Genomic DNA, 20,503 nt, shown 5'->3' on the forward strand with positions numbered 1-20,503 from the left:
ATATCTGTTTCTGTTAATTATACAACCATCTCGTCTTCTGCCTGTTCATTGTCTTGTTGCTTGCTAAACCCATACTGTTCTTTGATCTGATCTGCTATTTTTTCGGCAATCATAATGGTTGGTGCATTGGTATTCGCCCCCACTAATGTTGGCATCACAGAAGCATCAATGACTCTTAAGTTATCCAATCCATAGACTTTAAGATTGTTATCTACCACGGCCAGAGAATCATCATCGGTTCCCATTTTGCAGGTTCCGACTGGGTGATACTGAGTATCCGCACGATTTCGAATATCTTGCTCAATAGCCTTGTCATCATTGGCATCGACCGGATAAAAAGCATTGCCACGGATATCATCGAACGCCGAGCTCTCTAGCATTTGATACTGCTTCTTCCAGCCTTTAATCATCACGTCCATGTCTTCAGGGTGACTGAAAAATGCAGGGTCGATCTTAGGCGGATCATAGGGATCACTACTATTGAGCGTTACCGTGCCTATACTTTTCGGTCGTAGCAAGGTGACATGAGACGTAAATCCATGACTGGTATGTATTTTTCGAGCATGGTCATCAACCACAGCGACCACAAATACAAACTCTAAATCTGGCACGGCGATATGATCTTCGGAACAAAGAAAGCCTATCCCTTCTGCAAAATTGCTGCTCATCTTACCGCGGCGCTCTTTGTGCCATAACGGTAAAGCTTTGCTCATTTCAGAGGCCATTTGCAGCGAGATACCAAAAGTTTCACGCTTTTCACTGCATTTGTACGAATGGACTAAGTCGATATGGTCTTGAAGGTTCTTACCCACTCCAGACAATTCATGAACCTGTTCGATGCCATGCGTCTCTAGTTCACCTTTAGCGCCGACACCCGACAGTAACAGCAATTGGGGGGAACCAAAGGCACCAGCGGATAGAATCACTTCTTTGCTGCATTGGATTTCATAACGCTGCCCGTTAGAGCCATATTCAACGCCGACCGCATTCTTGCCTTCAAACAAGACCTTATGTGTGGTGGCTTTAGTAACGACCGTGAGATTCGATCGTGAAAGGTTTGGCGTTAAGTAAGCCTTGGCAGCACTACATCGTTCGCCATTTAGCTGTGTTACCTGCGTCGGCATCGCCCCAAACTGAGCAGCGCCGTTAATATCCTCATTGCGACGCACACCTATCGATTCACACGCCGTTAAATAACGTTCCAACATCGGGCTTGGCGATCGAAGGTTCGCCACATTCAAAGGACCACCTTGGCCATGGTACTCATCTTGGTGAACTTCGTTATTTTCCGCTTTCTTAAAGTAAGGCAAACACGATTCATAATTCCAGCCAGTGTTACCCAAGCTTTCCCATGTGTCATAGTCGTAACGGTGCCCACGAGCATACATCATGGCATTGATAGAGCTAGAACCGCCCAGTGTCTTACCTCTCGGTTGGTAACCTTTACGACCATTCAAACCCGGTTGTTCAACGGTTTCAAAAGCCCAGTTGTTGAGTTTGGTTGGCATCATTGCCACCACGCCAACCGGAGTATGAATGAACGGGCTGCTGTCTTTACCACCCGCTTCTAATAAGCAAACCGTGATATTCGGGTCTTCAGACAGCCGCGAAGCCATGACACAACCCGCAGAACCACCGCCAACAATAATAAAATCATAACTATCCATTGGTTGCCTCCGCTATTTCTAGTGGGTGTAACTCTCGCTTCAAAATCTTGCCTGTCGCCGTCATTGGTAGCGCTTTACGAATAAACACCTTACGAGGGTATTTGTAATCCGCTAATTGCTCACGACACCAAGCTATCAGCGCCTTGCTATCAGGTTGTGTATGTTCATGAAGCACAACATGGGCATGAATTTCTTCGCCTAGACGATCATGATGTTCACCCACCACCGCGACCATTTCGACATCGGGATGACACATCAATACTTCTTCGATTTCACGCGGATACACGTTGTAACCACCACGGATGATCATGTCTTTAACGCGATCGACAATGAATAAATTGCCGTGCTCATCGGTGCGTCCGATATCTCCCGTTAGGAACCAACCGTCTCTGATGGCTTCTGACGTGGCTTCTGGCTTTTGATAATAGCCTTTCATCACACTTGGACTCTTGATGCAGACTTCGCCCAATTCGCCCATGGCGACTGAGTTACCTTGGATGTCTGTAATCTTAATAAGGTGACCACACAAGGGTTGACCCACACTGCCAGACAAGCGGTCACCATCAATATGGTTAAAGGTCGCAACTGGCGCAGTTTCAGACAGACCATAACCTTCCAATACCGGAAGTTCGAATCGGGATTCAAATTGTCGGATAACCTCAAGAGGCATAGACGCACCACCAGACACACCAAGCCTTAAGCTATGTTTAACCTGTTCAGATCGTTTGGTTATTTCTAAACTACTAGAGGACTTTTCTCCCGCTTTTAGAAGCGCAATATACATAGTAGGAACACCCGCAAATACGCTTACTTTATGGTTAATGATCTGATCGATCACCAGTGAAGGTTCGAAACGCGGAATCAACACCATGGTCGACCCCGTTAACACACTCGCATTCATCATCACTGTCTGGCCGAAGCTATGGAACAGAGGAAGCGTGGCCATTGTGGTGTCGCTGTACTCCAGTCGCATGAGATACTGTGACGACATCGCATTAGTTTGCATGTTGGTGTGGGAAAGCTCTGCTCCTTTTGGCTGACCTGTCGTACCTGACGTATAAAGAATCACAGCGGTATCATCACCATGGCAAGCCATAGACTCAAAAGGAATCAAAGGTTGTTCTAACCAGTCAGCGATTGATTCATGCTGCTCGTTTCTTACTGAAGTCGTGTCTGCGCCGGTTGGGATGGGCATCTCGACAAAGTGTTCACAATGGTTTGCCTGTTCGAAACCTTGTAAGCCATAGCGACCGATGGGCAGCTCTTCACTACCCTCAAAGCATAAATAGGCTTTCGCATCCGAGTCATTAAGGTGGTAAGCGATCTCTCTTGCTTTAAATAACACGTTCAAAGGCACCACGACGCAGCCTGCTTTCAGAATCCCATAATAGGCAATCGGGAAATACGTGACATTCGGACACGACAACGCGACCTTATCGCCTTTCTTGAGCCCCAGCCTCTTTAAATTAGCGGCGACGTTTCCAGAAAGTTGTTCCAACTGAGAAAAGCTGACTTCTTCCGTCCCCATTCGCAGTGCGACTTTATTTGGGAAAAGCGAAGCGCTGCGCTCCAAGTTAACAGCAAGATTGTGCATCCATGATCTCCTTATTCGGCTAAACCTAACGGTCAGATTCGCCTTAGCCGTTTTAATCGTTGTAATAAGCTTTGTCTTTATTGCTATCAGAGCCTGCACATTGGTGTGTCATGTAGGTAAGAATATTTATTGAGCAAAACAGTAGTTATTGAGCAAAATGTTTGTGACGATCCAATGTTCAGCCCACTAAATTACAACATTTTGATAACATTTCGAACAGGTTTCAAAAAGACAAAAACCGGTGATATTCGGACACGTATCTATAAGGCCTTGTAAAACCTTGCAAACATAAACCAAAAGTTTGAACAAGCTTGGGAAAGTGAGAACAAGCAACAGGCGTAAATGTAAAAAGTTCGGTTAAGATAACGATATTCAACAAGAGGCAGCTTATGGAATACACCGCAGTCTACGAACCCGATATGCAAGCATTCGGTATTCTTGATCTTCAATTACTGCATCGCTATATGTCACCCGCCCTCAATATCGAAGCATTATTGGAAGGCAGTAACATTGATGCTCTGCAACTCAACACGCCAGACACCCACATTACCTTGGCGCAAAAATTGGCGGTGTTCAGTAACGCATTGGCGAACACTGATAAAGGCGGTTTAGGGTTAAGAGTCGGCCAACAGGCACGGTTTAGCGACTTTGGTGTTCTAGGTTATGCAGTATTCAGTAGTGAAACGCTGTTAGATGCTTTGCTGATTGGATTTAAATATCTGCAGCTTGCTGGCCCTGTACTTAGAAAAACGATGTCAGTAGAAGATAACGTTGGATACTTTAGAGCCGAGCAGCTGATCGACTTGGACTCGCTGCTGCCATTTTGTTGCGAATATTGGTTCACCGCAATTCAAAGCCTGTGTGAAGAAGTACTGCAACAACCATTCCCATCTCAAGTGATCCGCTTCCCTTACCCTAAGCCAGAATACGGCGACCTCTACACAGAGATTTTCCGTTGCCCAGTTGAATTCAATAGTGATCGCCTTGAATGGCAGTTTGATGCAACAAGTTTGTACTCGCCTCTTCCTACCGCCAATACCATCACGCTGCAGATGTGTCTGAAATCGTGTGACGACATGTTGGCAAAAGTAAGTGCGTCCACCAGCCTAAAAGAAAAAGTCTCTCAAATGCTACTAGAGAGACCTGGATGTTACCCTTCGATAGAATCTATTTCATCAGAATTGGGGATGTCTTCTCGAACGCTACGCCGGCACCTCAAAGCCGTCGATACGAGTTACCAGAAGATACTTGACCACGTTCGTTTTCACCTTTCTCGACACTACCTTTCTTCAACTCAAATGAGCATGGAAGAGATATCTGAGCGCGTTGGGTTTTCAGACAGCGCTAACTTTCGACATGCCTTTCGTAAGTGGAGTGGAAGCTCGCCCAGACAATACCGAAAAGAAGTGGTCTAACACGATTAAACGCCCTAAATTAAAATCTGATGAATACAACGAACCTCTCTCCGTCTTTCAAATTAAATAGTCGTTTGAACAACGCTTTATCGGCTATTTAACCGCAGAAAATATCGCGAAAACATGAAATATCACAACGGTATTTTAGCCAGCAAACACGATAAATTTCTTTTATCTTCACGACCATTTTTATTCGTTTTACCCAATCCAGTTTCTCCCCCATAGTCGCGGAAAATTCATCGTTTCTTTCACTATTTAGAGGCTCCTGCATTGGACAACATCCAACCAACAACTCGCATAACTGTTCCTGTTATTGCATTGTCTTTTTACGCGATCGCTTCAGGCTACTTAATGAGTTCATTACCATTAATGCTGTCTGAGTATGGCTTAGACAGTAACCTATCGAGTTGGTTGGCGAGTGCCTTTTATGCGGGTCTTCTCGCGGGTACGCTATTGATCGAACGTACGATTGCTCGTGTTGGCCATAAAGATGCATTCGTTATGGCGCTTAGCGTATTTATCGCAACGATCCTTGTGTTGCCATTGCTCCCACATCAAGCCGTATGGCTACTTGCGCGTTTTGTTGCGGGTGTGTCTGTCGCAGGGATCTTTGTGATTGTAGAGTCTTGGCTAATGAGCGGGGACGAATCCCAACGTGCGAAACGTTTAGGGGTTTACATGTGTTCGCTATACGGCGGTTCTGCCGTTGGTCAGCTTGGTATTGGATACCTTGGAATTACAGGTGGCGTGCCGTTCATTGCAATGTTCACTCTTTTATTCGGTGCGGTCATTGTATTAATGTACGGCCAAGCGACACCTCCACAGATCCACGATGCAAAGTCTTTGTCTTTAAAACAGATCAGCAAATTGAGCCACAGCGCTTTAATTGGTTGCATCGTATCAGGGCTTACTCTAGGTGCTATTTACGGTTTGATGCCAGTAGAATTAGCGCAGCGTAACATTGCGCACGAAGACATCGGAGGTTTGATGGCTTTGGTAATCATGGGTGGCATGGCTGTACAGCCAATGGTGACTTGGTTATCTCACCACATCGGACAAGTATTATTGATGGCTTTGTTCTGCTTGCTAGGAGTAGCAAGTATTGCAGTGCTAACTTTGAATCGTGATTTCTACGTATTAGGTATGAGCCTATTCGTTTTGGGCATGGCAACATTTGCACTGTACCCTATTGCGATTAACTTAGGCTGTCGTAACTTAGATCCAAGCTACTTGGTTTCCGTAACTCAAATCATGCTGCTTTGCTACAGCATCGGTTCTGTTGCTGGCCCATTGATTGCTGACACCTTCATGAGTTCACAAGCAGGGTTATTCACTTATCTATTTGCGTCTCTGTTAGCGACAACAATTTACATGTTAATTGCGAGCCTAAAGCGTTCTCCACTTCAGATCGCAGGAGAGTAACCCCTGTATATAAGAAATAAAATCGACAACTCGGTATGAAAAAACATCGTTGATTAACAGTGAAATTTGGGGCTCTGAGTTATGACTTTTCGTCTAAACTAAGGGCCCTTTGTCGTTGGTCATCTGGAGGAAAGATCGACTACCAAGATCATAAAATAGAACAAAGTTAAGGTTGGAATACGTATCCTTCACCTGTAATCGTAATGATCAAACCGTCTCCGAATAACGATCTAATTTCAGATATTGCGACAATCACAGACGAGTTAGTCACTTTTTCGTTCTCCCAACCAATCTTTTTTAATTGGCCAACGCTGAATAATTCACCACGATGTCGATTCATAAATAGAATAATTTTTCGATAGGCTAACGGCAGCGTTGCTAACACATATCCATTTTCTACGTTTCGAATGAGCTTGGTGTGGAGTTCAACTATCTTACCATTGAGTTCAATTACTACGTTATTTTCAGAGTGGTTCGTTTCTAATGCAGGATAAGAGTCCATTTTTATATAATTCCCTTACTATATAGCCAGCGACAAAGTCAGATTCAGTATTTTTAATATAACGTCGCTTATAAGTGGACGTTTTAAAAATGACGATAATCAATGGAACTCGTACGGTAAAGAGATTAAATTTTTATTATTAAAATATTAACAGGATATCAATAGAGGATTATTTCTTTGCTCCATAACATAACCTTCATTTGAAACAGTTTGAATGCAGCGACAATCGAGAATCCTTCTGATCTCATAAATAGCGACAAGCACTGAGGCAGACGTGACAGCTTTACCAGCCCAACCAACACTCTTCAAAATTTGCTTGCTGACCACTTGCCCTTTATTTTGGTATAGATAGAACAATACTTTACGGTGAGGTTCTGAGAGCGTCCCAATAATCGACCCGCAACCCTGTTTTCTAACAATCTTAGTACCTGATTGAAACTCTCTATTATTTAAAACAAGTTTGGACGGCAGCACAAAATCACCTAATTCGTTGGTAAGTTGTTCCATATATACCTCGTATTGCATAAGTAGACGTATTCTTCAATGTTTACGATATTACATAATAGAGTAAAAATACTAAACTGATAAACATCTCAATACCGTACTTTTACTGCTTAGATCAATTATTACACGCTGATACTGAACATCGTCTTATATCCTCGGGTAAAATAGCAGTCGCACAAATGTCTGATTTAGATTCCAAGACCCGAAACTGCAGACCAAAGGTCTAATCCGAGGTTTGATTACGCTTGCGATATTGACTTGGCGATAAACCAAAGTGCTTTTTAAAACGATGTGAGAAGTTGTAGGGATCTTTATAACCTAAACGGTTGGCAATCATAGATACCGACCAATCTTGCTGTTTCAACAAACTGGTCGCTTTGTCCATTCTTAACTGAATCAATTTGCTGCGAGGAGAAACGTTAAACAGCGACTTGGTCACTCGATTTAGCTGTTCTTCACTGATAAACACGCGCGATGCCATACCAGAAACAGTCCACGGCAGGTGCAGACTACTTTCAATCTCATTATAGAGCGCTTGAACACGTGCTGTGGTGCTAGTCGACTTAGGTTCAAAGCCAGTCAAAGTTCGAATAATCTCGCTCATCAGCAATTTTCTAAAACTGCCTCGACCTCCAATTTCAAAATGAACTAAATTCATCAAGGACCAAATTTGTTCACACTCTCCGAAAGGTACAATACTCTGCCCTAAGCTCGCAATATGTTGCCATTGCGAGGTATCGGGCGTCAGCATCCAAGCCATTTTCCAATAGTTGTACTGAGGGTCAAGCTCGAAACGAAATGGCGTTTCCGCAGGAAGAACCACCAGCGTGCATGGCGTAATCGCTTGTACGAAGGTTTCGGTCGTCAATATACCGCCCCCTTCTTGAGTAAAAATCAGCGTATGGACATTCACAGATTCGCGTTCAACCCAATACGCGTCATACAGCTTCGCCATACCACCCATGTAGACACCACAACTTTTCATCTCTGGGATTTCTTCAACGGTCAAAAAACGTTCTTTGCAATGCTCTGCGAGAAAAACATCATCTTGCCACGTTGATTTTGGATTCATTGAATCAATGACAGATTCGCACAGGTTTTGTTGTTTTTTAAACATGTTGTTACGTCACTCAAATCACTATAGTTCTGCCATAAATCGGAGAGCTTATGACAACTAACATCAACCCTAACGCATCTATGAATAACAAGCCAGAGAGCATCTTACCTCGAATCATCAAACTTGGTTTGCCTGTTGCTTTGCAAAGTGCGCTTGTTGCTATTCTTGCCCTTGCTGACGTCTTAATGGTCAGCGATTTTGGCATGGAAGCAGCTGCTGCTGTGGGAATTGCATCAAAATGGCACTTCGTCGCTATTATGATTATGGCAGGGTTGGCCTCAGCAAACGGAACACTAGTCGCTCAATACTGGGGAAAGAATGACCCTAAAAGCGCGCGCACAGTATCATCCATCGCGATGGTATTTGGCTTAAAAGTTCTGCTGCCAGTTACTGCAATCATCACTCTTGGTTCTCAATTTTTAATGATGTTGCAAACCAGCGATCACACCGTGATTGAGCTTGGTGCTACGTACTTGTGGTATGGATTCCCTGTTCTACTTCTCACTCATATAGTCGTGGTGGTAGAAGCGAGCATGCGTTCCTCTGGTGACACAGTAACTCCGCTGTTGCTTGGTGGTGTGACTATTGCCCTCAATATTGCACTTAATTTTGTTCTCATTAAGGGTGCATTTGGTATTCCAGCAATGGGCGTTGCTGGTGCTGCACTAGCAACAACTTTAGCGCGATTGATTCAAGTGGGTTTGATGTATAGCTACATGCGTATACGTAAGCACTGGTTATTAACTACGCCAAGCTCACCACATCGTCCGTCGCTGTGGCTGTCTTACCGTCGTATTGCGTTACCCCTAACGATGAATGCCGTGCTGTGGGCAATGGGTACCATGGCATACCAAATGATCTTCGGTCACATGGGCACAACGGAACTTGCCGTGTTCTCAATGCTCGCACCGTTTGAGTCGCTGTGTTACTCAATATTCTTTGGTATATCGGTCGCGTGTTCTGTGCTGCTTGGTCACTCACTCGGTCGTGATGAGTTTGATGACGCTATGAGTATGGGACTAACATTCATTAAAGCCGTCATTGGCTTCGGCGCAGTTGTCGGATTACTACTGTTTATTAGTAAAGAGCATGTTCTAACATGGCTGAACCTTTCTACAGATGCGCTCTACCCGCTCGCTTCACCTGCAATGATGATCATGTGCTTTGCTGTCGTGATTCGCATGCTGAACATGGTGATCATCAACGGTATCATTCGCGCTGGTGGCGATAATGCGTTCTGCTTGCGTATGGATTTCATCGCGATGTGGATGGTGGGCATTCCAGTATGTGTTTACGGCGCGTTTGTCGCTGGATGGGATTTCAAATACATCTATGGTTTGATGTTGGTGGAAGAAGTGGTGAAACTGACAATTTGTTCCCATCGTTACCTAAGCCGACGCTGGATCAACAACCTGACGGTGACCTACGACGAGCCGCAAGCAGCGTAAGTTACAGTTACCTAGCTATATTGAAGCTTATACAGAAACGTATCTACATCAAAAAAGGTCTGATAAATCAGACCTTTTTTCGTTTCTTTCGAACTTACTTTTAAGCGCCAGTTACTTCTTATTCATACGAATATGGCGATTCGACACATTCGGCAGCGGCTTCTCTGGCAATTTTCGTTTTTCATGAATCAGATGTCGAATAGCTAAAATAGGATGCTTAAGTAGCATTCTTGGCCCGGCATAACGCATTACTAAACGCATTTGCTCTTTCGGATGCGGTTTATAACAATGAATTGGACACTTGTTACAGGTCGGTTTTGCTTCGCCATAAGGGCATCTATCGAGTCGTGTTTCGGCATAACGTAACAACTGCGCACACTCTTCACATAACGCGTTATTCTGACGAAGTGCACTGTGATGATTTTTACAGTAGATGTGTACCATCGCAATAACAGTTTTGTACTCCGTCGCGAGCTCACCTCTTAGAATGTTGTTATGTTTGAACATGTTTAATTACCCAGTGACAAACCGTACAGATTGAGATTAACACTTTCACTTAATACGTCTTCGACTCGCTCGAACAAAAAACCTAATTTAGTCAGCAATGCGATACTTCGAATATTATCAGAGGTAGTGATGGCAACTAAATGATCAATATCAGCATTATGCTTGGCTTCTTCAATTATCGCTTGTGCCGCTTCCAATGCAAAACCTTGCCCATAGACTTCAGGGACAAAACCATAACCAATATCATGTGACTCTAGCGTATCTCGCTTAATTAATCCGCATACACCAATTGGCGTTAAGAAGTCCTTAATTTCGACAATCAATAGACAAACACCTTTCTCTTTATGCATCTTAAGAATGTTGTTTTCGATGTATTCAACGGCCTTGGCTGGATCGCTGATCTCCTTGTCTCCAATGTAACGCAGGAAATCTTCTGAGCTATATAATCGTTGAATGAACGCCGCATCTTGAGGCGTGATCATTCTTAATCGTAAACGTCGGGTCTCGATAGCCTGCATAGTGATATTTTCCTTGCTGAGTACCATGTAAATATTGAGTTCTAGAGCTAAAATGATTATCCTCCACCGCCTAAACTAAATACAAGGCTATGCAGCAATGAACCGTAAGAAAAAAATCAATCAAATTCTAAAGAAGAAGCAAAAACAGGCGAATTCAAAACTGCATGGTAGCAACAAGCCTCGCTATATTTCTAAAGCTGACCGCGCAAAAATGGAAGCTGAAGAACAAGCTAAAGGTGCAGTCGAAGCAACTGTTGAAGCTGAAGAGACAAAAGCTGCAGAGTAAGTTAAAACTCGCAGTCCTCCTGTCTAGCTCACCAAACAGAGACAATGGACAAGAACAAAAAAAGCAGCCTCAAATTGGGCTGCTTTTTTGATCCTACCATTTTAATCGCGCTGATTAGCCTTTAAATGGCTGTACTTCCCAACGGGCAAACGGCGCTTTTGGGTTAATCCCAGCTCTACCCCAACGATCAACAGAATCAACCACTAAGATACGCTCACTCGGTACCAGCGACTTAATCAAGTTAGTTGGCTTCTTTGCGGTCACTAACCAGAGAGCATCGTCTTCCGAAAACATCGCTTTGAGCTTCGCTTTGTCTTGCTCTGTCCATTCGAGCTCTGCCTTGAACATCCGTTCTTCAACAAACAGCTGGCTACCCGAAGCAAAATCTTCCAAGCTTTCTGAAAGCAATAACACTGAATCTACATCATTATCCAGTAATACCGCCTGTTGCTTGTTAATCAGTTCTCGAACATCAAGCATCACACGCTGTAAGTTGCTATCAATCGTATCTGCTTGCGCCGGCCACAATAACTTAAAGTCATCAGCCACAATTGCCGCCATACGCGTTAGGTTAGTCGGGTTTAACCAGGCATATTTAGACACTTCACCATTCGATAACGTCAGCGCTGCAACACCTTGCGCGCGCGGTGTAATCGCTTGAGCGACATCAACCTCAACCAAGCGGATGTTACCTTGTCTCGCGTATACGAACGTAGGATCAGCTTGCCAAATCGATGTCAGCGTCAATGCAACTGTCGCCTTCTCTCCTGACTTAAGGACTATGCTTTCGCCCTTCGTTCCAAACCAGTTAGGCAAGCGATCAATACCGTATCGTTTTGGTGGAAGGTATTCAGTCGTAATGTCGGTGCCTTTGGTTAGCTCTGTCGCCAATGCATAAGTCACAGGTGTACTGGTTAGAATATCTTCTGCATTCACGTTCAGTGACAGCACAGAACCAGCCATTAACACACTACCAAGCACACTCAATTGAGCCGTTGCTTTTATTGATCTAGCGATACGATTCATTAAACAAGTCATGATTACGCCTTTCTTACAATTCGGTATAGCGTTGCTGCTAGGAAAAACGTTGCAGAAACGATGATGATTGACGCGCCCGATGGCACTGGCAATTTAAGTTCCATTGGCAACACGGTTCCAACCAAACATGCGATGGTTGCAAGTAATGCCGAAAGCAATACAAAGCTTCCCATACGTTTGGTCAGCAATCGAGCTGTCGCACCTGGGATAAGCAATAACGCACCGACTAAAACCGCGCCCACGATCTTTACGGCTGCAATTGTCACTAAGGTGATCATCATAACAAACAAGTAATCGTAAAAGCTGGTGTTGTAACCACGAACCTTGGCAATATCAGGGCTGATACAAGTTAGCAGAATACGGTTAAACGTTGGTATCAAGAGCAAAATGATGAGTGCGCAGCTGCCTGCGAGAATTACTAAATCTTGGTCTGTTACCGTGAGAATCGAGCCAAACAGAACGTTCTCAAGCATATGAATATTAATTTTACGTGCCACGTACATCAGCAATGCCGCACCAACCGCTAAAGCGAGCGCAAGGAAAACGCCCACTAATGTATCGTATGGCACGTTGGTTCTGTTTCTTACAAAGTGAAGTAGCAAAGCAAAGATCATACAGAAGCTGAACAGACCAATGATTGGGTTCTCTGGTGGTTCGCCAAGTAAAACACCAATAGCAATACCGGTCAAAGCCGCGTGACCAACTGCTTCAGAGAAGAAAGCCAGACGCTTTGCAATGACCAAAGTACCCAGGCCACCTAGCAAAGGGCCAAGCAATAGTGCCGCGACCAAAGCATTCACCATGAATGCGTACATGAAACTGTCTGATAACCAACCCGCTTCAACGCCACTTATGGCAAGTTGTCGTAACCAATCCATTACGCAACCTCCTTCGATTTGTTCATCGCTGAACCACTACTGTAATGTTGGAATAAGCTTTCAATTTGACTTGGGTGCAGTACTTGTTCGTGCGGGCCACTATCAACCAAGAATCGATTCACAACATGTACATTGGCTTCAAGACGGCGCACTGCAGTGACATCGTGATGTACCGCAAGAATCGTACGGCCTTCATCAACACATTCACGAATGAGCGATTCAAGATAACGAACACCCTGATCGTCCATACCGGTAGTCGGTTCATCCAACACCAATAGGCTTGGGTTATCCAACAACGCTTGAGCAAACAACACACGTTGCTGCTCACCGCCCGATAACTGCCCCATACGGCGATCGCTACGAGTCGCCATCCCCACACGATCCAATTGCGCTAATGCAAGATCCAGCTGTTTGGATTTACGACGCCAAAATAGAGGAATTCGAGTTTGGTTAAGCAACACGAAATCCATTACCGTTAGAGGTAAGCTTGATTCGAAGGTCGCTTTTTGAGGAACGTAACCAATACTTGGCTTTTCAGGCCAATGAATATCGATTTGCCCAGAAAAAGGGGTAAGGCCAAGTACAGAGCGTAATAATGAAGTTTTTCCACCACCGTTTGGTCCCATGATCACATGGCAGTCACCTGCTTTAAGTTCTAGCGAAATATCATCAAGAATGACGTTATTGTCGTATTGCAGACCGAGATTATTAATTGAGATTGATGGACCTAGCATTATGCATTCCCGCTTTCAGCTTGGTTAGCCGCCGCAAATTTCATCGCTTCGATTAACGTTTCTAGGTTTTTCTTCATTTCTACTTCCACCTTGTCGTCTTCATACTCGCCGTGCGTCATGTGAGAAAAGCGGTAAAGCTGTACACCTGTTTCAGCTTCAATGGTGTCAACGAAACGGTTTGGCATGTTTAGCTCGTAGAAAAGAATATCGATATCCGATGCGCGGATTTTTTCGATCGTCTCTTGCAGTTGGCTAGCACTTGGTTCAACGCCGTGTGCTGGCTCGATTACTGCCGCCACATCAACACCAAACTCTTGAAGAATGTAACCATAAGCATTGTGCGTGGTCGCCACTTTCATACCTGATGTATCGAGTTCGCCTAATGACAACATCGCATCACGCTTCATAAAGCGGAATTTTTTTGCATATTTACGAGCATTTTTACGATAAAACGCCGCGTTGTCTGGGTCGAGCTTAGATACTTCACTCGCGATGGTGTAAACCTTTTGGATGGTTGTAGAAAGTCCAACAAACGTGTGCGGGTTCACGGCGCCTTGACCCACAGACTGTCCTAATGCGGGAAGTAAAGGCACTTCTTTGTTCGCTTCGATCACCACTAAGTCATCACGTTGCGCGGCTGAGATTACTTTTAGTGCGAAGTCGTCATGGCCAATACCGTTTACCACGATCGCATCCATCTGGCTCAATCGCTTCAAATCATTGGGTTGCGGTAAGTAGTTATGCGGATTAAACCCAGCATCAACCAATGGAAGAATGTTCACTTTGTCACCCACTACTGCTTTTACATAGCTGTAGTAGGGTTGTAGGGTAATACCAACCGTCAGCTTCTCGCTGTCGACTGTGTACTCTTTTGCCAATGCATTGGGTGTTGATAGCACCGCTATTAACGACATGAACAGAGTCATAATTCGCATAGTCAATCTCTTATTATTAGTGAGCGTTTTTATAAGCCGGATTGCTTAATGAGAAGAAACATCGTGCTGAACAGTAATTTCTGATTCATTCACAACCAGTTTCCAACCTGTTGATTCTAGAGTTTGTTCATCAAACTGAGTCGGCTGGCTTGTTACACCTCCAAGAAAAATCCAGATTTCCGGAGAGACGCTGTTTGCATTCAAAATAAACGAGTCTGCAAAGCCATGTTCACTTGATGCATCGTATTCGCTTGGCGTAGAAAAGTAGTAACCACGTTCGTCCAATAACCAAGCATGAGAACCTTTTCGCTTCCAACTCTGGTCTTCAACAAAAGGCGCGACCCATTCATCTTTAAGTGACACAACACTGGGCCATTCACCATCTGAGTCCATACGCAGGTCGCGAATCTCTTCATGAGCCAAACGTAGCTCTGACAACATCGCCAAGTTTTCTTGCTCAACATCCGTCACCAAAATTTGATGATCAAGTACCGTTTTTACGTGGGATTCTGCCTGATGAAACGGGATAGTGACCGTGGCAAAGCTCAGAATGAAAACAATGATCAGCCCTACCCATTTTCCTTCTCTGCCACCCGTGTCAGCACGTACGCCTTGAATCATCATTTATCGCTGATCTCAACAACGTCGACTTCAACCGGAAACTCATGGCCTGAATCAAATACAAGGTAAAACTCAGTGTCAGGATTGGGAAATTCAACGATAGAACGTTTATCTGTCATCTCTTTTGCAATCAAGTTGTCTTCGTAATCGTACATCTCAACCGCGTAATCAATCGCTTTACTACCATCAGAGTAACCCGCTTCACAGGCCACGGTTTTGCCTTCGAACCAGCAGCTCATCAGTGGAAAGTGTGCTTGCGCAGGTAATGCAGCGAAACCAAGCGCCAATGCCAAGCATGGAGTAATTATTAATTTTAGTTTTGTTTTTATTGTCATGGTTCGTACCCTAGCCACAGTGCAACTCCTCAGAAGTAAACTGAGCGATAAAGGGCTCAAATGAGCCCTTAAGTATTTGATTGCTTAATCAGGGAGCTAGCCCCCGATATCACAGATTATTGAAGCAGAGCTTCGAACGTTAGGTGAACGTTCGCACTTGCTTTATCTGCCAATGGGTTGTCAATCAACTCACCTTTGTAGTTCGCTTTCATTACATAACGACCTGCAACCGTTGGAGTGAAAGTGATTTCGCCGTTTTCATTGCTCACAACATCAATCTGTTCTTGATGGTTACGGTAAAGCGTGCCTTCACGAGTGATCTCCGCTTTTACGTCTTTCTGAATTTCACCGTTGTAGAAAAATTGGAATGTTACTGGTTCACCCTCAATAATGTCCGAAGGGTGTGTTACTGGCTTCATTTCAAGAAGTTTGCCTTCGATTTTGAACACTGAATCCGATGGTTTACCAACAGTGATGTAGCTCTCTGCACGAGTGAAACTGATTCGAGTTACCACGTCACGTGATTCTTTAGGAAGTACAGAGTCACGTTCAGCCTTGTTCGCTTTAATCCACTTCACGGTATCACGACGGCCAGCTTTGTATTGCGTGTAGTAAGAAGGCTCGTTGTTAATCGCAACTTTGTGCGTACCTTCTTCTTCAAAATAGAAATCGAAGATTGAACGACGCTTCCCGCGAATAACAAAGTTAGGACGCTCGCTGCGACCATCAGGCATGATGACATGAGCATTTTCGCTACCAGCAGGCTTATCAAAAACAAACGTACCATGAGACGCAGTAACGTCGAACGTTAGCCAATCACCACCTTCTTTAGATACAGTGAAGTGAGATGGCAAAATCCAACGTGGGTGAGCTTGTGCCGTTGTCGTTGCTGCTAGGCCGAATGCCATCACACCCGCTAGAGCAAGTGCTTTGATTTTTGTCTGTTTCATCATGTTCAATTCCATTATTTATAATTGTTAGCCGTGTCGCTCTATCTGAGCCTACGATGACGACTGTTTATTCTGTTCAGCTTGGTTTTACTGTTCGCACTTACTAGTTAGCGATGTAGTTCAGAGTAATTTCACCCGTCTCTTCTGTAGCCTTTAACTGATAAGAAGCGTTTGAATCCGTTAGCGATACTTTTTGACGAAGATAATTACGACCACCGTGTTCACGAACAACTTCGATATGAACCGTGTAATCACCTTGTTCTAAAACTTGACCGTCATCGCTTTTACCATCCCAAGCAAAACGATATTTGCCAGCAGGACGCGTTGCCGAAGTCACAGCATCAACCAATTCACGGTCATAACGACCAACCTTTCGCCACCAGCTGCGTAAATCTTTAAGCCATTCGTCTTTACCGATCCAAAGCTCAATAGTTTTCACTGATTTTCGTTCACTGTTCTCTACCCAAACCGCCACATAAGGGCGTGCGTACATAGAGGTATCGATCTTTGGAAGTTCGAAGCTCACATCAAGTTTTGCCGTATCAGGAATCGCTTGTGCCATACCGAGACTTGGCAAAAGAGATAAAGCAAGAAGCGCCTTGCTCCAGTTCATTTTTTTCATGTTTAACAACCTTTTAAATCCGTTTAACCTTTCATTCGTTGCTCAATCCAATCCATCAATTGAATCAAGCGATTAAGGTACGGCGACAAAATAGATAGCAAGTGAGATTGCAGAGCCAAATACCGTCCATTTGATGGAGGTGTTGAGTGTTTTTTTCTTAGGTAACAATAAGCACACGCCAGTAAGCACAAAGAAGATCATCAACAGTGCAGTGATATCGATGAACCACTTCCATACTTCACCGCTGTCGCGTCCCTTATGTAGGTCGTTCAACAGTGCGATAACGCCGTAATTGGTTGTTTCGATTTCTACCATTTCAGACGTCACGTCAACGAACACAGAGGCGTTGTAGCCTGGTCCTTTGAAGTCCATAGACACTTCGCCGATGAGCAACTCACCGTCTTCAATCTCTGCGTAGATATCTAAACCTGAAGGAACGCCAGATAAGTTGGCTTCTTTAAACAGAAACGTTTCAAAGGCCGTTTCATCGGCTTTTAATCGTCCTTCTTGTATCATGAATAAATTCGTAGGAAGCGTTAACGTCGATCGTTGGATATTGGGTTGCGTTGATTCAAATAACTCAGGCCGGTTCAGGGTGATACCTGTCACTGAAAAGAAAAGAACAACGAACAGAAGCGCCATTGAAATATAAACATGAAGTCGACGAGCCCATGATTGAACCGCCCTACTTTTTAACGACATACAAACCAATACCTATAAATTTTATGGCGACAATTTAGTTGATAATCATTCGTATTGGCATTCAATTTACATTGTTTACGTTTACCGAGCGGTAGAAGAAAATTTACATAACATTACACGGGAAGTAATCGAACTGTATGCATATTCTTGCTAACTTGTATTCATGGTGCTTAGTCGCCGTTTAAAGTTCGACAAAAGCTGAAGGTCAACAAGAGCTAAACAGGTGGATTGAGCAACTTTAAGACAAAGGACGCAGTGTGCATGGATGAGTACTTACGAGGTTTTGCACTGAGATCACTATAGACATCATTGAGGTGTGTATGTGTTCAGCGATTGATGTGATGCGGTTTAGAGTAGATTAAACTTATTGATTATAAATTAGGTACAGTTACACAAGTTTAAAAGGATTTTAAAATGCGTATTATTATTTTAGCTTTTGCCATGTTGGTGACGGCTTGTACCAGCCAAATAGCAAGCAAGCGAGACCGCCTCCAAAAACACATCGGCTCAAACATAACCGATATACAAGCACTGTACCTAACTGAACGTTCGCGCCCTATCAGTTTTTGGGAATCGCGAAACTATGCTTGGGTTGAGACTAAAAAGCCTTTAGATAATGGCAATACTTTGCACGCCTTTAAAGACCCGTATCGTGATTGCACTATAAACTGGATCGCTGATAAAAGTGGTGTGATTCAAAGTGCAATTCCAATCGGTACGATGTGCAATCCTTGAGCTTAGAATGCTCACGCTTAGAACTTAGTTTTCGCTGTTTGCCCTCCCGGACACTCAAGCGCGCAAAAGTTTAACGCAAGATATCAAAAAGGGTGCCATTTGAACGTTCAAATGGCACCCTTTTGCTTTTCTCATTTTTATGTACTATCTCTTATCTTCTGTTTACAGCTATTAGACATTTCCATTCTCGGTTACTGTTCGTAGTTGAGTTAGATATTTAATCCAACCTTTTGCTTCAGAAGAGGGTTCAATGTTATTCGCACGCTTAGCTTGAGCGAGTGCGTTATCTAAGTTTTTCAACTTATACCAAGAACGCACTTTTGCCAATGCTACGTCGGCCTGTTTATTTTTGTCTTTCACTTTGTCTAAAACAACCAACGCTCGATCATAATAACCCTGCTGAACCAAAAGCTGAGCTACATTCCAGTGGTATCGAGTGTCTTTTTTAGACGCTAACGTCCACACTTCAATCGCGTTGTCCCACTCTTTCGCTAGCTGCCAGTAAGTTGCTTGCTCCGCCAGAAGTTGAACATCACTGTTCGCACCATCTAACTTAGCGATCTCTTGAGCAGCACGCTCAGGAATGCCTCGTTTCGCATATAATTGAGCAAGCAGCCTGCGGTCTGAATCTTTTAGCTCAACACCATGCAGATCAGCCAACGCCAGCGTATTCAATGCATCACGATTACGCTCCAGTCTTAACTGGATACCAACAAGCTGACGCCACCAGTTATCTTTCTCTGGTTGAAGTTCAATGAGGCTTTCTAGTGTTGGAATAGACTGTTTCCACTGTTTTAACTGAAGCTGCGCGCCCAACTTCAACGATAGAGATGACAACTCTACTTTCGAATTGAATTTGTCTCGATTACCAATTGCAACTAGGGTTTTTGACCAGTTTTCAATTTGGTATTCAGCTTGGGCAATTCGCATCCACAGTGTGCCTTTCTTTTCCTTTTCTGGCGCTGTTTTCACTAACTCGTAATAGTGCGGAAGTGCTTGTTTGAACTGCTGATCATTCAGCAACAAATCAGCAAGCATACGCTTCGTTACCCAAGCTTGTTCATCCACCAGTAAATTAGTATCGACGGCATAAGTCAGCTGCTGAATCGCCTTATCAGTTTTACCATCTTGCCAATAAAACACCCCCAGCATGCGAGCTACATATGCTTTGTCGTATCCTTTAGAAAGCTCTAAACCTGCAAGTACTTCAATCGCCTGTTTAACCTGTTCATCTTGAGCAAGCTTATGCGCTTTTTGAACACGAATAGCAGTATATTGGGATAGCTCTTGCGCCTGTGTCGTAAGGGGCAATAATAACAAGCCCATTAATATCCATATCTGTTTCATCATTTATCCAACTTGAATTCAAAGGTAAATGTTTGACCAAATTGAGGGGTTGATTTTCCATCCACAACCTTAGGCTGATACTTGTATTTTTTCAGTGCACGTATCGCTTCACGTTCAAACATGCGACGTGGGTTGGCTTCAATCACTTCAATATCGATTGGGCGTCCTGTTTCATCTATGGTAAACGACAAACTGACAAAACCTTCAGCGCCGCGCTTCAACGCTTTAGCTGGGTAACGAGGTTCTACTCGATACAGAGGCATTGCCTGTTGGTTCGACCCAAAATCAGAAAATGTCGGTGCGTTAATCGCTAGGCCGTCAATCGATGTATTCAAATCCAATGAAGGCAGCGAAGACATCGAATTCAGAGGCGTAACTTCAGCCTGTGACTGAGACGTTTGCACTTCCGGTGGTGGCTCTGGCATTTCTGGTTTTTCAGGGATTGCGCGTTGTCGTCTTTGGACTTCTTGTTCTTGTTCCACCATTACCATGTTGAAACTTAACGTCTCGCTATCGTCTGGTGAACGTTGATGGCCATTGTCGACCATCCAGGCCATAAAAGAAAACAGAGCTAAGCCCAATGCACCCGCTAACGGTAAAGCAAGAAATAGGCGAATCATTTATGA

23 protein-coding genes are annotated in these 20,503 nt (G+C 44.0%); 5 read left to right on the plus strand and 18 right to left on the minus strand.

Annotation, left to right across the window (positions count from 1 at the left end; genetic code table 11):
- Nucleotides 1-17: 17 nt before the first annotated feature.
- Together IQO02_RS15025 and IQO02_RS15030 are read right to left on the minus strand one after the other, a co-directional pair.
- Nucleotides 18-1,667, minus strand: a complete 1,650-nt coding sequence (locus tag IQO02_RS15025) for a GMC family oxidoreductase (RefSeq protein ID WP_016787646.1) — start codon at nt 1,665-1,667, stop codon at nt 18-20.
- Nucleotides 1,660-3,261 carry a long-chain-fatty-acid--CoA ligase gene (locus tag IQO02_RS15030; protein ID WP_016792861.1) on the minus strand — a complete coding sequence of 534 codons (1,602 nt, stop codon included), beginning with the start codon at nt 3,259-3,261 and terminating at the stop codon, nt 1,660-1,662. The genes IQO02_RS15025 and IQO02_RS15030 overlap by 8 nt, the downstream gene beginning before the upstream one ends.
- Before the next feature lie 389 nt (nt 3,262-3,650).
- Here IQO02_RS15030 and IQO02_RS15035 point away from each other — a divergent pair, with 389 nt between their 5' ends.
- Both IQO02_RS15035 and IQO02_RS15040 read left to right on the plus strand, forming a co-directional pair.
- Nucleotides 3,651-4,676: an AraC family transcriptional regulator gene (locus IQO02_RS15035; protein WP_016792860.1), complete on the plus strand. Its 1,026-nt coding sequence runs from the start codon at nt 3,651-3,653 to the stop codon at nt 4,674-4,676.
- 270 nt (nt 4,677-4,946) lie between these two features.
- Complete coding sequence (locus IQO02_RS15040) at nt 4,947-6,098, plus strand: MFS transporter (protein ID WP_010429769.1); 1,152 nt, start codon at nt 4,947-4,949, stop codon at nt 6,096-6,098.
- Nucleotides 6,099-6,264: 166 nt separating this feature from the next.
- Here the strand turns inward: IQO02_RS15040 and IQO02_RS15045 are convergent, their stop codons facing one another.
- The 3 genes from IQO02_RS15045 to IQO02_RS15055 all read right to left on the minus strand — a co-directional run bounded on the left by IQO02_RS15045 (nt 6,265) and on the right by IQO02_RS15055 (nt 8,221).
- The gene (locus IQO02_RS15045) at nt 6,265-6,600 is read right to left on the minus strand and encodes a winged helix-turn-helix domain-containing protein (protein ID WP_010429772.1); all 336 of its coding nucleotides are present in this window, start codon (nt 6,598-6,600) and stop codon (nt 6,265-6,267) included.
- A 147-nt stretch (nt 6,601-6,747) separates the two neighbouring features.
- Complete coding sequence (locus IQO02_RS15050; RefSeq protein WP_016767178.1) at nt 6,748-7,107, minus strand: winged helix-turn-helix domain-containing protein; 360 nt, start codon at nt 7,105-7,107, stop codon at nt 6,748-6,750.
- A 220-nt stretch (nt 7,108-7,327) separates the two neighbouring features.
- Nucleotides 7,328-8,221 carry a helix-turn-helix transcriptional regulator gene (locus IQO02_RS15055; protein WP_010429778.1) on the minus strand — a complete coding sequence of 298 codons (894 nt, stop codon included), beginning with the start codon at nt 8,219-8,221 and terminating at the stop codon, nt 7,328-7,330.
- A 50-nt stretch (nt 8,222-8,271) separates the two neighbouring features.
- Here IQO02_RS15055 and IQO02_RS15060 point away from each other — a divergent pair, with 50 nt between their 5' ends.
- Nucleotides 8,272-9,669 (plus strand): MATE family efflux transporter, encoded by a 1,398-nt coding sequence (locus IQO02_RS15060; protein ID WP_010429780.1) that lies wholly within the window; start codon nt 8,272-8,274, stop codon nt 9,667-9,669.
- 111 nt (nt 9,670-9,780) lie between these two features.
- Here the strand turns inward: IQO02_RS15060 and IQO02_RS15065 are convergent, their stop codons facing one another.
- On the minus strand, nt 9,781-10,176 hold the full coding sequence (locus IQO02_RS15065) for a nitrous oxide-stimulated promoter family protein (RefSeq protein WP_010429783.1): 396 nt from the start codon (nt 10,174-10,176) through the stop codon (nt 9,781-9,783).
- A 2-nt stretch (nt 10,177-10,178) separates the two neighbouring features.
- On the minus strand, nt 10,179-10,694 hold the full coding sequence (locus IQO02_RS15070) for a GNAT family N-acetyltransferase (RefSeq protein WP_010429786.1): 516 nt from the start codon (nt 10,692-10,694) through the stop codon (nt 10,179-10,181).
- 97 nt (nt 10,695-10,791) lie between these two features.
- Between IQO02_RS15070 and IQO02_RS15075 the strand changes: the two genes are divergently transcribed.
- The gene (locus IQO02_RS15075; RefSeq protein WP_010429789.1) at nt 10,792-10,980 is read left to right on the plus strand and encodes a DUF2986 domain-containing protein; all 189 of its coding nucleotides are present in this window, start codon (nt 10,792-10,794) and stop codon (nt 10,978-10,980) included.
- 114 nt (nt 10,981-11,094) lie between these two features.
- On the opposite strand, the gene IQO02_RS15080 is transcribed toward IQO02_RS15075, so the two are convergent.
- The 9 genes from IQO02_RS15080 to IQO02_RS15120 form a co-directional block, all read right to left on the minus strand.
- A complete protein-coding gene (locus tag IQO02_RS15080) occupies nt 11,095-12,018 on the minus strand; it encodes an ABC transporter substrate-binding protein (RefSeq protein WP_010429794.1) in 924 nt (307 codons plus the stop codon).
- Nucleotides 12,019-12,020: 2 nt separating this feature from the next.
- A complete protein-coding gene (locus tag IQO02_RS15085) occupies nt 12,021-12,896 on the minus strand; it encodes a metal ABC transporter permease (RefSeq protein WP_010429797.1) in 876 nt (291 codons plus the stop codon).
- Nucleotides 12,896-13,630: a metal ABC transporter ATP-binding protein gene (locus IQO02_RS15090; RefSeq protein WP_010429799.1), complete on the minus strand. Its 735-nt coding sequence runs from the start codon at nt 13,628-13,630 to the stop codon at nt 12,896-12,898. Before IQO02_RS15090 ends, IQO02_RS15085 begins: the two co-directional genes overlap by 1 nt.
- Nucleotides 13,630-14,565: a metal ABC transporter solute-binding protein, Zn/Mn family gene (locus IQO02_RS15095; RefSeq protein WP_102282418.1), complete on the minus strand. Its 936-nt coding sequence runs from the start codon at nt 14,563-14,565 to the stop codon at nt 13,630-13,632. Before IQO02_RS15095 ends, IQO02_RS15090 begins: the two co-directional genes overlap by 1 nt.
- A gap of 45 nt (nt 14,566-14,610) precedes the next feature.
- The gene (locus tag IQO02_RS15100) at nt 14,611-15,189 is read right to left on the minus strand and encodes a DUF6162 family protein (RefSeq protein WP_010429803.1); all 579 of its coding nucleotides are present in this window, start codon (nt 15,187-15,189) and stop codon (nt 14,611-14,613) included.
- Nucleotides 15,186-15,521, minus strand: coding sequence for a hypothetical protein (locus IQO02_RS15105; RefSeq protein WP_010429805.1), 336 nt, complete (start codon nt 15,519-15,521; stop codon nt 15,186-15,188). The genes IQO02_RS15100 and IQO02_RS15105 overlap by 4 nt, the downstream gene beginning before the upstream one ends.
- 116 nt (nt 15,522-15,637) lie before the next feature.
- Nucleotides 15,638-16,474 (minus strand): DUF4198 domain-containing protein, encoded by an 837-nt coding sequence (locus IQO02_RS15110; RefSeq protein WP_010429807.1) that lies wholly within the window; start codon nt 16,472-16,474, stop codon nt 15,638-15,640.
- Nucleotides 16,475-16,574: 100 nt separating this feature from the next.
- A complete protein-coding gene (locus tag IQO02_RS15115; protein ID WP_016767173.1) occupies nt 16,575-17,093 on the minus strand; it encodes a DUF2271 domain-containing protein in 519 nt (172 codons plus the stop codon).
- 72 nt (nt 17,094-17,165) lie between these two features.
- Nucleotides 17,166-17,795: a PepSY-associated TM helix domain-containing protein gene (locus IQO02_RS15120; RefSeq protein ID WP_016792460.1), complete on the minus strand. Its 630-nt coding sequence runs from the start codon at nt 17,793-17,795 to the stop codon at nt 17,166-17,168.
- A 414-nt stretch (nt 17,796-18,209) separates the two neighbouring features.
- Here IQO02_RS15120 and IQO02_RS15125 point away from each other — a divergent pair, with 414 nt between their 5' ends.
- A complete protein-coding gene (locus tag IQO02_RS15125; RefSeq protein WP_102282419.1) occupies nt 18,210-18,530 on the plus strand; it encodes a hypothetical protein in 321 nt (106 codons plus the stop codon).
- Between the two features lie 171 nt (nt 18,531-18,701).
- Here the strand turns inward: IQO02_RS15125 and IQO02_RS15130 are convergent, their stop codons facing one another.
- Nucleotides 18,702-19,856, minus strand: coding sequence for a tetratricopeptide repeat protein (locus IQO02_RS15130; RefSeq protein WP_016792459.1), 1,155 nt, complete (start codon nt 19,854-19,856; stop codon nt 18,702-18,704).
- 20 nt (nt 19,857-19,876) lie between these two features.
- Nucleotides 19,877-20,497 carry an energy transducer TonB gene (locus IQO02_RS15135; protein ID WP_102282420.1) on the minus strand — a complete coding sequence of 207 codons (621 nt, stop codon included), beginning with the start codon at nt 20,495-20,497 and terminating at the stop codon, nt 19,877-19,879.
- Nucleotides 20,498-20,503: the final 6 nt, after the last annotated feature.

The organism is Vibrio sp. OPT24, from assembly GCF_015163545.1.
Classification (GTDB): domain Bacteria; phylum Pseudomonadota; class Gammaproteobacteria; order Enterobacterales; family Vibrionaceae; genus Vibrio; species Vibrio cyclitrophicus.

Excerpts from the sequence above, each read along its gene's own strand:
- IQO02_RS15045 (WP_010429772.1), bottom strand. The coding sequence starts at position 6,600 with ATGGACTCTTATCCTGCATTAGAAACGAACCACTCTGAAAATAACGTA.
- IQO02_RS15050 (WP_016767178.1), bottom strand. The coding sequence starts at position 7,107 with ATGGAACAACTTACCAACGAATTAGGTGATTTTGTGCTGCCGTCCAAA.
- IQO02_RS15095 (WP_102282418.1), bottom strand. The coding sequence starts at position 14,565 with ATGCGAATTATGACTCTGTTCATGTCGTTAATAGCGGTGCTATCAACA.
- IQO02_RS15075 (WP_010429789.1), top strand. The coding sequence starts at position 10,792 with ATGAACCGTAAGAAAAAAATCAATCAAATTCTAAAGAAGAAGCAAAAA.
- IQO02_RS15120 (WP_016792460.1), bottom strand. The coding sequence starts at position 17,795 with ATGTCGTTAAAAAGTAGGGCGGTTCAATCATGGGCTCGTCGACTTCAT.
- IQO02_RS15130 (WP_016792459.1), bottom strand. The coding sequence starts at position 19,856 with ATGGGCTTGTTATTATTGCCCCTTACGACACAGGCGCAAGAGCTATCC.
- IQO02_RS15125 (WP_102282419.1), top strand. The coding sequence starts at position 18,210 with ATGCGTATTATTATTTTAGCTTTTGCCATGTTGGTGACGGCTTGTACC.
- IQO02_RS15135 (WP_102282420.1), bottom strand. The coding sequence starts at position 20,497 with ATGATTCGCCTATTTCTTGCTTTACCGTTAGCGGGTGCATTGGGCTTA.
- IQO02_RS15030 (WP_016792861.1), bottom strand. The coding sequence starts at position 3,261 with ATGCACAATCTTGCTGTTAACTTGGAGCGCAGCGCTTCGCTTTTCCCA.
- IQO02_RS15085 (WP_010429797.1), bottom strand. The coding sequence starts at position 12,896 with ATGGATTGGTTACGACAACTTGCCATAAGTGGCGTTGAAGCGGGTTGG.
- IQO02_RS15115 (WP_016767173.1), bottom strand. The coding sequence starts at position 17,093 with ATGAAAAAAATGAACTGGAGCAAGGCGCTTCTTGCTTTATCTCTTTTG.
- IQO02_RS15100 (WP_010429803.1), bottom strand. The coding sequence starts at position 15,189 with ATGATGATTCAAGGCGTACGTGCTGACACGGGTGGCAGAGAAGGAAAA.
- IQO02_RS15060 (WP_010429780.1), top strand. The coding sequence starts at position 8,272 with ATGACAACTAACATCAACCCTAACGCATCTATGAATAACAAGCCAGAG.
- IQO02_RS15065 (WP_010429783.1), bottom strand. The coding sequence starts at position 10,176 with ATGTTCAAACATAACAACATTCTAAGAGGTGAGCTCGCGACGGAGTAC.
- IQO02_RS15070 (WP_010429786.1), bottom strand. The coding sequence starts at position 10,694 with ATGCAGGCTATCGAGACCCGACGTTTACGATTAAGAATGATCACGCCT.
- IQO02_RS15080 (WP_010429794.1), bottom strand. The coding sequence starts at position 12,018 with ATGACTTGTTTAATGAATCGTATCGCTAGATCAATAAAAGCAACGGCT.
- IQO02_RS15090 (WP_010429799.1), bottom strand. The coding sequence starts at position 13,630 with ATGCTAGGTCCATCAATCTCAATTAATAATCTCGGTCTGCAATACGAC.
- IQO02_RS15035 (WP_016792860.1), top strand. The coding sequence starts at position 3,651 with ATGGAATACACCGCAGTCTACGAACCCGATATGCAAGCATTCGGTATT.
- IQO02_RS15105 (WP_010429805.1), bottom strand. The coding sequence starts at position 15,521 with ATGACAATAAAAACAAAACTAAAATTAATAATTACTCCATGCTTGGCA.
- IQO02_RS15025 (WP_016787646.1), bottom strand. The coding sequence starts at position 1,667 with ATGGATAGTTATGATTTTATTATTGTTGGCGGTGGTTCTGCGGGTTGT.
- IQO02_RS15055 (WP_010429778.1), bottom strand. The coding sequence starts at position 8,221 with ATGTTTAAAAAACAACAAAACCTGTGCGAATCTGTCATTGATTCAATG.
- IQO02_RS15110 (WP_010429807.1), bottom strand. The coding sequence starts at position 16,474 with ATGATGAAACAGACAAAAATCAAAGCACTTGCTCTAGCGGGTGTGATG.